The 12,204-nt window shown below is 64.3% G+C and carries 13 protein-coding genes; 12 read left to right on the top strand and 1 reads right to left on the bottom strand.

All coding sequences use genetic code 11. From position 1 onward, the window contains the following. The 9 genes from def to spoVM all read left to right on the top strand — a co-directional run bounded on the left by def (position 1) and on the right by spoVM (position 8,414). Positions 1 to 504: a peptide deformylase gene (def, locus tag AACI_RS06545; RefSeq protein ID WP_012810683.1), complete on the top strand. Its 504-nt coding sequence runs from the start codon at positions 1 to 3 to the stop codon at positions 502 to 504. Beyond that, positions 501 to 1,445 carry a methionyl-tRNA formyltransferase gene (fmt, locus tag AACI_RS06550; protein WP_012810684.1) on the top strand — a complete coding sequence of 315 codons (945 nt, stop codon included), beginning with the start codon at positions 501 to 503 and terminating at the stop codon, positions 1,443 to 1,445. Before def ends, fmt begins: the two co-directional genes overlap by 4 nt. Continuing rightward, positions 1,435 to 2,790 carry a 16S rRNA (cytosine(967)-C(5))-methyltransferase RsmB gene (rsmB, locus tag AACI_RS06555; protein WP_012810685.1) on the top strand — a complete coding sequence of 452 codons (1,356 nt, stop codon included), beginning with the start codon at positions 1,435 to 1,437 and terminating at the stop codon, positions 2,788 to 2,790. The genes fmt and rsmB overlap by 11 nt, the downstream gene beginning before the upstream one ends. Positions 2,791 to 2,818: 28 nt before the next feature. After that, positions 2,819 to 3,865, top strand: coding sequence for a 23S rRNA (adenine(2503)-C(2))-methyltransferase RlmN (gene rlmN, locus AACI_RS06560; protein WP_012810686.1), 1,047 nt, complete (start codon positions 2,819 to 2,821; stop codon positions 3,863 to 3,865). Positions 3,866 to 3,914: 49 nt separating this feature from the next. Then, positions 3,915 to 4,676: a Stp1/IreP family PP2C-type Ser/Thr phosphatase gene (locus AACI_RS06565; RefSeq protein WP_012810687.1), complete on the top strand. Its 762-nt coding sequence runs from the start codon at positions 3,915 to 3,917 to the stop codon at positions 4,674 to 4,676. After that, complete coding sequence (pknB, locus tag AACI_RS06570) at positions 4,673 to 6,625, top strand: Stk1 family PASTA domain-containing Ser/Thr kinase (RefSeq protein WP_012810688.1); 1,953 nt, start codon at positions 4,673 to 4,675, stop codon at positions 6,623 to 6,625. Before AACI_RS06565 ends, pknB begins: the two co-directional genes overlap by 4 nt. A gap of 11 nt (positions 6,626 to 6,636) precedes the next feature. Beyond that, a complete protein-coding gene (gene rsgA / locus AACI_RS06575) occupies positions 6,637 to 7,515 on the top strand; it encodes a ribosome small subunit-dependent GTPase A (protein ID WP_012810689.1) in 879 nt (292 codons plus the stop codon). Then, positions 7,512 to 8,177 carry a ribulose-phosphate 3-epimerase gene (rpe, locus tag AACI_RS06580; RefSeq protein WP_174260437.1) on the top strand — a complete coding sequence of 222 codons (666 nt, stop codon included), beginning with the start codon at positions 7,512 to 7,514 and terminating at the stop codon, positions 8,175 to 8,177. Before rsgA ends, rpe begins: the two co-directional genes overlap by 4 nt. A 153-nt stretch (positions 8,178 to 8,330) precedes the next feature. After that, on the top strand, positions 8,331 to 8,414 hold the full coding sequence (gene spoVM, locus AACI_RS16325) for a stage V sporulation protein SpoVM (RefSeq protein WP_035469379.1): 84 nt from the start codon (positions 8,331 to 8,333) through the stop codon (positions 8,412 to 8,414). Between the two features lie 74 nt (positions 8,415 to 8,488). Here the strand turns inward: spoVM and rpmB are convergent, their stop codons facing one another. Next, entirely contained in the window at positions 8,489 to 8,680 is a 192-nt protein-coding gene (gene rpmB, locus AACI_RS06590; RefSeq protein ID WP_012810691.1) for a 50S ribosomal protein L28, read from the bottom strand. A gap of 192 nt (positions 8,681 to 8,872) precedes the next feature. Between rpmB and recG the strand changes: the two genes are divergently transcribed. From recG to asd, 3 genes are all read left to right on the top strand, one after another. Next, the gene (recG, locus tag AACI_RS06595; RefSeq protein ID WP_012810692.1) at positions 8,873 to 10,909 is read left to right on the top strand and encodes an ATP-dependent DNA helicase RecG; all 2,037 of its coding nucleotides are present in this window, start codon (positions 8,873 to 8,875) and stop codon (positions 10,907 to 10,909) included. Between the two features lie 85 nt (positions 10,910 to 10,994). Further along, positions 10,995 to 11,192, top strand: coding sequence for an alpha/beta-type small acid-soluble spore protein (locus AACI_RS06600; protein ID WP_008340515.1), 198 nt, complete (start codon positions 10,995 to 10,997; stop codon positions 11,190 to 11,192). 134 nt (positions 11,193 to 11,326) lie between these two features. Continuing rightward, positions 11,327 to 12,106, top strand: coding sequence for an archaetidylserine decarboxylase (gene asd / locus AACI_RS06605; RefSeq protein ID WP_012810693.1), 780 nt, complete (start codon positions 11,327 to 11,329; stop codon positions 12,104 to 12,106). Positions 12,107 to 12,204: the final 98 nt, after the last annotated feature.

A 12,204-nucleotide genomic window follows, 5' to 3' on the forward strand; every position in this document is an offset into this window, starting at 1 on the left:
ATGGCCATTCGCATCATTCGCAAGGGAGAGGATCCGGTGCTGCGGCAGAAGGCCCAGGTGGTGACGCAGTTCACCCCGGCCATTCACCGGCTCCTCGACGACATGGCGGAGACCATGTACGACGCCGACGGGATTGGCCTTGCAGCCAATCAGATTGGGATTCTGAAGCGCCTCGTGGTGATCGACGTGCAGCCGAAGGAGGACAGCTTCCAGAAGCGCGCGTGGATCGAACTCGTGAACCCGGAGATCTTGGAGCGGAGCGGGGTGCAGCGCGAGCGGGAGGCGTGCCTGTCCCTCCCGGGGCTCTCGGGCGTGGTGGAGCGCGCCGCGTACGTGCGGGTGCGGGCGCAGAACCGGTACGGGGAATTCTTTGAGATTGAGGGCCGCGATCTCCTGGCGCGCTGCCTGCAGCACGAGATCGATCACCTGGACGGTATCCTGTTCACGGACTACCTGCGGCCGGAGGAGATTGAGCGCCAGCCAGTCGGAGAGTCGTCGCGATGACCGTGCGCGCCCTGTTCTGCGGAACACCGGACTTCGCGGTGCCGAGCCTCGATGCGCTGTGCCGCCTGGGTTACGAGGTGGTCGTCATCACGCAGCCGGACCGGCCTCGGGGGCGATCACGCGAACTCGCGCCGCCGCCGGTCAAAATCCGCGCGCTCGAGCTCGGCCTCCCGGTCTTGCAGCCCGAGCGCCTGCGAGACGCCATGGACGACATCCGTCGTTTCGCGCCGGATGTCATCGTGACGGCTGCGTACGGCAAGATCCTGAGCGAGGCGCTGCTCTCCCTTCCGCGCGTCGGATCGGTCAACGTGCACGCGTCGCTCCTCCCCCGCTGGCGCGGCGCCGCGCCCATTCAGCGCGCCATCTGGGCCGGCGACGCGGAAACCGGCATTACGCTTATGGAAATGGTGCGCGATCTCGACGCAGGGCCCATTTTGGCGCAGGAGCGCGTGGCCATCGAGCCGACGGACACGGCCGGAACGCTGCACGACAAATTGGCTCACTTAGGCGGCGAGGTGTGCGAGCGGTATCTCCCGCGCTATGTCGCGGGCGAGCTTGCGCCGGTTCCGCAGCCTGAGGAAGGGGTCACGTACGCCGAGAAGCTGACGCGCGAGGACGAGTGGATCGACTGGACGAGGAGCGCGGCCGAGATCGACCGGCAGGTTCGGGCGCTCGCGCCGGTGCCTGGGGCGACCTCGGCGCTCACCACGGGTGAGGAGCTGAAGATCCTCGCCGGGCGGCCCATCGAGACGGCCACCTTTGGCGATCCCGGCGAGGTGAAGCCGCGCGGTGATGCGCTATGGGTGTCGTGCGGCGGGGGCGTCTACGAAATCTCCGAAGTCAAGCCGAGTGGTCGCCGCGTGATGCCGGCGGGCGCTTTTTGGCGCGGCCTGCGCGGAGAAGGCGTGCGCATGAGGGGGAACGCGAGGGATGATCGCTGAGGGCAGGCGGCGCGCGTATCAGGCGCTCATCCGGGTCGAACGGGACGGGGCGTTTCTCAACGCCGCCCTCCAGGAGGCGCTCGCGGGCGCAGGCGTGGACGAACGAGATCGCGCGCTGGCCACCGAGATCGCCTATGGTACGCTGCGCCGACAGATCACGCTCGACCGATTGCTGTCGCCGCTCGTGCGCCGGCCCATGTCGAAACTCGATCCCGAGGTGCGCGTGATCCTGCGCATGGGCGCGTACCAGATGACCTGGCTGAACCGCGTTCCGGCGTACGCCGCGGCGAACGACGCGGTCGAACTCGCCAAGCGGCACCGTCCTCAGGCGGCCGCCCTCGTGAATGCGGTGCTTCGCCGGTACGCCGAGCGCGCGCAAGATTGGGAAGACCTCCTGAACAAGGCCGTTGCGGGGGCGAAGGACGTCGAGCGGTGGTCGGTGATGTACAGCGTGCCGGCTTGGATCGTGGAGCGGCTCGTGGCGGATCACGGAGCGGATCGAGTCCTTGCGGCGCTCGCTTCGATGAATGAGCCGGCGCCGATGTCCCTGCGCGCCAATCGCCTTCGCGGATCCCGCGAGGAGGCCATCGCTCGATTGGGCGCGGAGGGCGCCGTGGCGAGGCCCGCCGCGCTCGCGGAGGACGGCCTGCGCGTGCAGGGGCAGGTCGACGTGACGCGCCTTCAGGCTTACCGGGACGGCTACGTGACGATTCAGGACGAGGGCGCGATGCTTGTGGCGCCGCTTCTTCGTCCGGAGCCTGGTATGCGCGTGGTGGACCTTTGCGCGGCGCCAGGCGGCAAGACGACGCACCTGGCCGAGCTGATGGGCGATCGCGGCGAGATCGACGCCTATGACGTCACCGTGGCGAAGGTTCGCGCCATCCGCCAACAGGCAGAGCGGCTTGGCCTGCAAAGCGTTCACCCGAGGCTCGGCGACGGCCGGCAGGTCACACCGGAAGGGCTGTACGACGCGGCGCTCGTGGACGCGCCCTGCACCGGCCTTGGCGTCATGCGCCGTCGGCCGGACCTGCGATATCGGCGGCGCCCGGAGGACGTCGCGCAGTTGGCGCAGCTTCAGCGGGCCTTGCTGCGCCGCGCGTGCGCCATCGTCCGATCCGGCGGCTGCGTCGTGTACTCGACGTGCACACTGTTGAAGGAGGAGAACGAGTCCGTCGTGCGCGACGTGGCCTCCGATCCGTCTGTGGGCGTCCGCATCGAAGACATCGGAGGCGACTTGGCGCCGACGCTGGCTGTGAGCGTCGGGGAGCGTTCGCCAGGTTTCCTGCTTTGGCCGGACTGGCACGAGACGGACGGGTTTTTCATGGCGCGCCTGCGCCGAATCTGACACCGAGCTTCACCAGGGAGGTGAGACGATGGTCCATTTGTACGATTTCACGCTCGAGGAGCTGCGCGACTGGGTGGTGCGCGAACTCGGCGAGCGGCCGTTTCGCGCGGTTCAGCTTTACGAGTGGATGTACCAGAAGCGGGCGAAGTCGTTTGACGAAATGACGAATCTGCCGAAGGCGCTTCGCCAACGCCTGAACGAGATGGCGTACTTGCGCTCCGCCAAGCAGGTCGTCAGGCAGGATTCCAAGGTGGATCCGACGACGAAGTTTCTGCTCGCCTGGCCGGACGGCGTCACGGTCGAGTCCGTGCTCATGCGCCACGGCTACGGAAACAGCGTGTGCGTGTCGTCTCAGGTTGGGTGCAAGATGGGGTGCACGTTCTGCGCGTCCACGCTCGGGGGCATGATCCGCCACATGACCGCGGGCGAGATGGTGGAGCAGGTGATGCACAGCCAGTCGCTGTTGGATGAAGTGGGGCAGCGCGTGTCCTCCGTCGTGGTGATGGGCTCCGGTGAGCCGATGGACAACTACGATCAGGTCATGCGATTCATCGACATCATCACAAACGAGCACGGCCTGAACATCGGACAGCGCCACATCACGGTGTCGACCGTCGGGCTCGTCCCGGGCATCCGCCGCCTCGCTGAAGAAGGCCGCCAGATTACGCTGGCGGTGTCCCTGCACGCGCCGAACGACGCGATTCGCGGGCGCATGATGCCCGTCAACAAGGCGTACCCGATTGCCAAGTTGATGGAGGCATGTCATGATTACTATCGAAAAACGGGACGCCGGATCTCGTTCGAATACGCGCTGGTGGCGGGCGAGAACGACAGCCTCGAGTGCGCCAAGGAACTGGCGGAATTGGTGAAGGGCTTACCGTGCCACGTGAACCTGATTCCGGTGAACTATGTGCCTGAGCGCGGTTATCGCCGCACGGACAGGAAACAGATCTTCGCATTTTGGCGCGCGCTGTTGGACGCGGGCGTGAACGCCACGATTCGCCGCGAGATGGGACACGACATCGCGGCGGCGTGTGGACAGCTTCGCGCTCAGTACGCGAACCGGCAAGCCTGAGGCGGCCCATACGCTCGATGAAGCTCGGTTCGGGAGTCGAGGTGTTGAGATGATTTACGCGGCGAAGTCTCATATCGGGCTGGTGCGCACCATGAATCAGGACGGCTACGCGGTCGTGGACGACTTGCCGGTCGGCGTCCTATTCGTGGTGGCCGACGGCATGGGGGGACCTCAGGCCGGGGATGTGGCCAGCCGGATCGCCGTGGAACGGGTGAGCGAGTACGTCGGGCGCCATCTCTCGGCCGAGGCGAACCCGCGGGAGGTCGTGTCGTCGGCCATCGCGGACGCGAACGAAGAGATTTACAGGCAGGCGGCGGCGGTGCCCGAATACGCCGGCATGGGAACCACCATCGTGTGCGCGCTCGCGCTCGCGGATAGGATGGTGGTGGCTCACGTGGGAGATAGCCGGGCGTACGCGTTGACCGGCGACGAGTTCCGCCAGGTCACGGAAGATCACAGCCTTGTTGCGGAATTGGTACGCCGAGGCCATCTGTCTGCCTCGGAAGCCAGGCATCACCCACAGCGCAACATTGTCACGAGATCGCTTGGCACCGAGCCCGTGAGTCTTCCGGATCTGACGGAGGTGCCGTGGGGAGAGGGCGACGTCCTGCTTCTGTGTTCGGACGGGCTTTCGAATCTGGTCGAGGACGATGAACTGAAAGTGTTCCTGGAGCAGGCGCGCGGTGCGCGCGCGAAGCAAGACGTGTCCGCGGCCGTGGACGCGATGATTCAACTTGCGCTCGACCGGGGCGGGACGGACAACGTCACCGCACTCGTCGCTGTGCATCGAGAGGAGGACACCATCGGATGACGGCGCGCGCGCTCGGGGGTCGGTACCGTCTCGAGCAGAAAATCGGCGAAGGCGGCATGGCGGAAGTCTATCGCGCCATCGATACGCTCCTCGATCGCACGGTGGCCGTGAAGATGCTGCGCAGCCAATACGCGGAAGACGAGGAATTCGTTCGCCGCTTTCGTCAGGAGGCGCAGGCTGCTGCGCGCCTTTCCCATCCGAACATCGTCAACGTGTACGATGTGGGCGTCGAGGACGGCCAGCAGTACATCGTGATGGAGTACGTCGACGGTCCCACGCTGAAGGACGTGATCGTCGAGCGCGCACCGCTCCCGGTCGAGGAAGTGATCCGCATCAGCAAGCAGATCTGCTCGGCCTTGCAGCACGCGCACGAGTTGCACGTGGTTCACCGCGACATCAAGCCGCACAACATTCTCCTGACGAAGAGCGGCCAGGTCAAGGTCGCCGACTTTGGCATTGCCCGGGCCGCGACTGGGCAGACCATTGCGCATCGGCAGGCGACGACGGTGCTGGGGTCGGTTCACTACTTCTCGCCCGAACAGGCGAGAGGGGCCCCCACCGACGCGAAGAGCGACATCTATTCCCTTGGCGTCGTCATGTATGAGATGTTGACGGGTAAACTCCCGTTTGAGGGAGACTCGCCCGTGAGTGTCGCGCTCAAGCACCTGAGGGAGCCGTTCGTTGAGCCGCGCCAATTGAACAAAGACATTCCGCAGAGCGTGGAGAACATCGTCCTGCGCTGTTTGGTCAAGGAGCCGGAAGGCCGCTACCCCAACATGGCCGCGGTGATGGCCGATCTCGACGCTGCGCTCGCGCGCCCGAACGTACCCAAGTTCGTCCCGTCAAGCGGCATGGACGACAAGACCATCGTGGTGCCCGCGATGGGGGATCGCCTGAGCGAGGCCCTGAAATCCGCGGAGGCCCAGGGCGAACGGGGCGATCCCGACGAAGCGCACGCGTCCAAACCTCCGATGGCGCCCTGGAAGCGGGCGAGTCTCATCGCGGGCATTGTGGTTTTGTCGCTGGCGGCGCTCGGCCTCGGAGGCTACGCGGCTATTGTGATTGTAACGAGGCTTCTCACCGTGCCGAACGTCGAGTTGCCGTCTGTCGTCGGCAAGCCGGTGGCCTCGGCCGTGGCCACGCTGGAGGCGGCGGGCTTCTCCAGGCAACAGATTCAGGAGAAGTTTGAGCCCAATCTGAAGGCTGCATCCGGGATCGTGTATCAACAGTCTCCTGCGGGCAACACCCAGGTGAAGAAGACGCGGGACATCACGCTCTACGTCAGCCAGGGCGCGCCGAAGGTGGCGGTGCCGGACGTGACCAATGAGCCGCTGGATCAGGCGAAGCAGGCGCTCGTGAGCGCCGGTTTCTCGGCCAACAACATCGTCGTTCAGACGGAGACGAGCACTTCTGTTCCGTCGGGGGACGTGATCTCGAGCGATCCGGCGCCCGGGACGCAGGTCCCCATCACGTCGAAGATCACGCTCACGGTGAGCCAACAGCAATACGTGACGGTGCCGAAACTCGTGGGTCTCACGCTTCAACAGGCGGAGGCAGCGATTCAGGCGGCCGGCCTGACCCTGGGAACGGTGACACCGAGCGATCTCGTCAACCAGAATCCGCTCGTTTCCTACGCGTACCCATACATCCAGGGGGATCGCGTGCCGGTGGGCTCGACCATCAATCTGTACGTCGTGCCGAACCCCGCCTCCATCCCGCCGTCCAATGGCGCGGGCAACGCCACTGGGAATTCGGCAAACGGCGGGACGCAAAACGACTTGGACAATACGCCGTCAGCGGGCAACGGCAGCGGGGCTGACAACGGCGTGTCGGGCGAGAATACCGGCGGATCCGCGGCCAACGCCACCCAGCCCACGGCTCAGCCTGCCCCTTCGCCGCAGCCGCCTGGCCATTGGGCGCCCGGTCAACTGAAGCACAAAGGGCATTGAGGAGGAGCGCGGTGAGAGAAGGGCGTGTCGTTCGCGCCATCAGCGGATTTTTTGACGTGTTCGACGATGGCCAGGTCCGCCGTTGCCGAGCGCGCGGCGTGTTCAAGGTCAAAGGTACAACCGTCCTGGTGGGGGATTTCGTCCGCTACGAGCCCGTCGGGGCGCAGGAGGGCATCATTCGCGAGGTGCTTCCTCGGCGGACGGAGCTTATCCGTCCGCCCATTGCCAACGTCGATCACGTCGTCGTCGCGTGTTCCTTTGTGACGCCTGACCTGAGCTTCTACATGCTGGACAAGACCTTGCTTCAAGCCAGCGTGGCGGGCGTGGAACCGACCATTGCGTTCACGAAGGCCGATCTGGTGTCGCCGGAGCTGGCGTCCGCGACGGTCGAACTGTATCGCCGCCTTGGCTACGAAGCCGTCGCCGTGGCGGCCAAACAGGGCGAAGGTGTGAGTGTACTTCGGGCGCGCCTTCAGGGCCGCGTGACGGTTCTCGCGGGGCCGTCCGGTGCGGGCAAGTCCACGCTCGCTAACGCCCTTGCGCCGGGCATCTCGTTCAAGACCGGCGAGGTGAGCGAGAAAATCGGCAGAGGGCGGCAGACCACGCGCCACGTGGAACTTGTGCGGCTGGATGACGCCACGTGGATGGCAGACGCGCCAGGGTTCAGCCAGCTTCAGGTGCCCGTGGCGTCGCGCGAGGTGAGACTCCATTTTCCGGAGTTTCGGCCTTTGGCGCAGGAATGCGCCTATCGAGATTGCCTTCACCTGGATGAGGACAACTGTGCGGTTAAGCGGGCGGTGGAGGAAGGCCACGTTCCTGCCCCCCGCTACATGTCCTACAGGCAGCTGTACGAGGAAGCACGCGAACAGGAGTTGAACGCGTACTCATGAGGACACCGGTGATTGCTCCTTCCATTCTGTCGTCGGATTTCGCCAGGTTGCGCGACGAGGTCGACGAAGTCATCCGGGCTGGGTGCGATTGGATACATATTGATGTGATGGATGGTCACTTTGTGCCCAATCTCACCCTTGGCCCTCCCATCGTGAAGGCGCTGCGGCGTCATGTGCAAGCGACGTTCGACGTGCACCTGATGGTCGAATCGCCCGAGCACTGGATTCCAGCCTTTGTCGACGCCGGCGCCGACATCCTGACCGTGCACTATGAAGCGACGCCGCACGTGCATCGCGCGTTGCAGATGATCCGCGAGTCCGGCAAAAGGGCGGGCTTGGCGCTCAATCCGGGCACGTCTCCGGATGGGTTGTCGTACCTTCTCGCTGACGTCGATCTCGTCCTCGTCATGACCGTGAATCCCGGCTTTGGGGGACAATCGCTCGTGCCGAGCACGCTGGCCAAGGTCGCGGAAGTTCGACGGATGCTGGACGAAGCCGGCCGTCAGGACGTGCACGTGGAAGTGGATGGAGGCATCCACGCGGGAACCATCCGTCAGGCTAGAGACGCGGGCGCCGATGTGTTTGTCGCCGGGTCGGCCGTGTTTGATGAACCCGATCGCGCGCTCGCGATTGAGTCCCTGCGCGCGGCGCTTCGCGAGTGATATGAAATTGCGAGCTCGTCCTGGCACATTTCGACAGGGGGCGCATATACATAGCTAGCGACAGACGCCTATGCCCTCGAGGCAGAGCGGGACTTGCGGCGGGTCAGACTCCGCTCCGACAATGGCGCAGGTTGTTCGAGGGGGGTAGAGGTCGTGAAGGTCTACACCATCAAATTGCCGCGCTTCCTGGGTGGAATTGTGAAGGCTGTGCTCAGCACATTCACGAAGGACGAATGAGGCGAGACGGAAGAGCACTCATGCGAAACCATCCATACAAAGAAAAAAGCACCTCAAAGGTGCTTTTTTCTTGTTCAGATCGCGCGCTTCACCTTACCTGCCTTGAGGCAGCGGGTGCAGACGCGGATGCGCTTCACGGAGCCGTCCACGACGGCGCGCACGGACTGCAAATTCGGGTACCAGCGCCGCTTCGTCAGAATGTGGGAGTGGCTGATCTTGTTCCCGACTTGCGGACCCCGGCCACACACTTCACAACGGCGAGCCATTCGGGCACCTCCATTCCCTCAAATTGTATGGAAAGGAAGCCTCACGCGTGGGCTTCTGCGTGATGAACCTCGCCTAGCTTAGCACATTCTCCAAGAATCCCGCAACCGTCCTTCCAGGCACCTTTCTGGGTATAGTACAATGAGGCAGAGTCGTGCCGCCGTGGGCGGCGTTCATACGGGGAGGGCAGCGCATTGTCGCTCAGATCGCTGTCCGTGCGCGCGCTGCCGGGCGTGGGTCCGCAGAAGGAGCGAGCACTCGAAGCGCTCGGCATTCGAACGGTCGACGACTTGCTGCACACGTATCCGTTTCGATATGACGAGCGAGCGGAGAAGCCATTTTCCGAATGGCGCGATGGCGATCGCGTCACGGCGCGGGCTGTCGTCGAAGGACCTGTGCAAGTCAGGTGGCGCGGTTCCAAGTCCATCATGACGGCGCGCGTGCGCGTGGACGGCCAACATCCGGTCGTCTGCCTCTGGTTTTCGCAACATTACCTTCGCTCCAAGCTATCCGACGGGCGGTTCATCGTGGTAACAGGCAAATGGAATGAAGCTCTGCGCCGCCTGGTCGCCAGCGAGACATCGTTTGACGCCGGGACACAGGCGCCCTCGTTGGTACCGGTATACCGCGCGAGCAAAGAACTCTCGACGAAGGCCATCCACCAACTCATCCTGAAGGCGTTGGAGCAATACGCGGAAGAGATCCAGGAGTCGCTGCCGTACGCGCTCGTGCGCAAGTATCGGCTTTGGACGCATCGAGATGCGCTCTTCGGGATGCATCGGCCCAAATCGCTCGAGGACGTCCGTCAGGCCCGGCGGCGGCTGGTGTTCGAGGAGTTTCTCTTGTTTCAAATTCAGCTCCAGTGGCTTCGCGCAAAGCGCGAGGAGCCCGCGGGGCGCGCGCAGCCCGTGCCGAGTGATGCGCTGACGGCGTTCGAGGCCCTCCTGCCCGGTCCGATGACGAACGCGCAGCGGCGCGCGTGCGAGGACATCCTGCGGGATCTTCAGCGCCCCGTGCCCATGACGCGCCTGATTCAGGGGGACGTCGGATCGGGCAAGACGTGGGTGGCCCTTTTTGCGTGCTTTGCGGTCCACCTCGCGCGCGGACAGTCCGCGCTCATGGCGCCCACCGAAATCCTCGCCGAGCAGCACGCGAGGCTCGCGCACGAGCTGCTCGGCTCTGCCGGCGTTCGCGTCGAGCTTTTGACGGGTTCGGTGACAGGACGCGAGCGCGATCGCGTGCTGGCGGGCCTCGCCTCCGGGGACGTGTCGCTTGCCGTCGGCACGCACGCGCTTCTGTCCGAGGGTGTCGAGTTTCGCGATCTCGCCCTGCTCGTCACCGATGAGCAGCATCGCTTCGGCGTCGCGCAGCGCGCGAGGCTGCGTGAGAAGGGCCGCGCCCCGGACGTGCTCATGCTGTCGGCGACGCCGATTCCGCGGACGCTTGCGCTCGCCATCTACGGCGACATGGACGTGTCCATCCTGAACGAGTTGCCGAAGGGCCGAAAGCCCGTTCAGACCATCGCCGTGCCGTCGAAAGACGACGAGACCGTTCTTCGCCTCATCCGCAGAGAGTTGGCGCGGGGACACCAGGCCTACATCGTCGCGCCGGCCATCGAGGCGTCGGAGCGAGACGACGTGGCGTCCGTGACGGAGCTTTATGAGCGCGTGCGCGAACACCTGGCGGGATTTCGCGTCGAACTCCTGCACGGGCGGATGCCAAGCGCCGACAAGGAGCGCATGATGCGCGCGTTCCGCGACGGCGACATCCACGCGCTCGTCGCGACGACCGTGATCGAGGTCGGCATCGACGTGCCCAATGCCACCGTGATGGCCATCTATGGCGCGGAGCGGTTCGGTTTGGCGCAATTGCATCAGCTTCGCGGGCGAGTCGGACGAGGGCCGCATCCGAGCTACTGCCTGCTCATTCACGACGCATCGTCCGAGGCGGCGCGCGCGCGAATCGAGACCATGCTGCAGACGAACGACGGGTTTGAGATCGCGGAGCGGGACCTGGAATTGCGCGGGCCTGGGGAGTTGTTCGGCCTGAGGCAGAGCGGTCTTCCCGAGTTCGCGTTGGGCGATCTCGCCCGCGATTATCGGATCATGGAGGTCGCAAGGGAAGAGGCGCTGGCGCTCCTTCGGCGGGACGATTTTTGGTACGCTCCGTGGGCCGAGGGTCTGCGCAACGCGCTGAAGGAGGCCATGGACAAGGTTTCGTATCGAGACTGATGGCCACCATGGGTGGATCGAAGTGACATCTATAATTCCATCTCCCCCGAACATACTACGGTACACCAGGGGGAGGTGAAGGGTGATGGCAAACCAGAACGGAAGCAACAAGGTGCTCGTGCAGGGTGCCAACCGCGCGCTGGACCAGATGAAGTACGAAATCGCGACGGAGTTCGGCGTTCAGCTGGGCCCCGACACGACCGCTCGCCAGAACGGCTCTGTGGGCGGCGAGATCACGAAGCGCTTGGTGGCCTACGCCGAGCAACAGCTTGCTGGTCACTAAATGAAGCGACGACGGGGGTTGGCGCAAGCCAACCCTCGTCGCGTGATGAAACGCCACCCCGCGCACTATAATGGGACTTAACCGTGCAATGCATGTGAGAGGCGGGATGGCATATTCGTATAACGAGAGCGGCCTTGTACGCCTTTCCGAAGCGCGCGTACACGTTTTGCCTTCGTCGTTTTGTCGACTCGGGGATCAGTCGCCGGGCCATTCCGTGGTTCATTCGCCACTACAACGTTGAGCTTCGCGATATCGCCGGCGACTTGTCCGACTATCATACCCTCGGTGAGTTTTTTGCTCGGCAACTTCGACACGGCGCGCGGCCCATTGAGGACGGGGTCACGTCGCCGACGGACGGGCTCGTGCGGGAAGTCGGCCGCTTGGAGGGAAGCCATCGCCTTTGGGTGAAAGGGGCCCTGTTCGACCTCGCGCAGTTGGTTCAGGATGATCGCCTTGCGGAGGAGCTATCGGGCGGATACGTGGTGACGGTTTACTTAAGCCCACGCGACTACCATCGCATCCACGCGCCGGTGGACTGCGCGCCAGAGCGCGTGTGGAGGATTCCGGGCTCGTTGTTTCCGGTCAATCCTGCGTCTACACGCGTCATTCCAGGTCTTCTCGCGAGAAACGAACGGGTCGTGACGCGCTTTTCCTCGCCCTTGGGCCCGTTTGTCATGGTCATGGTTGGCGCCTGTGGGGTCGGCACCATCCGCCTCCGATACGCCGTGAACCGAGGGCGGCGGTTGAAGCTCATTCCGGGCCAAGCGTACCGAAGGGGAGAGGAAATTGGCCACTTCGCGCTCGGTTCGACCGTCCTGGTGCTTTTCCCTGCGTCCTGGGGCCTTCAGTGGTCGGTGGAAGTCGGCGATCACGTGCGCATGGGACAAAGTCTAGCAACAGTATCCATGGGGTGAAATGGTTAGGAAGAACCTCGTACTTGCTGCGCCGATCGAAAACTTGTACATTGGTAGGGAAGTCAGTAGTGCTAGCGGAATGTTGGGGTGAAGACATA

This window comes from Alicyclobacillus acidocaldarius subsp. acidocaldarius DSM 446, from assembly GCF_000024285.1.
GTDB lineage: Bacteria > Bacillota > Bacilli > Alicyclobacillales > Alicyclobacillaceae > Alicyclobacillus > Alicyclobacillus acidocaldarius.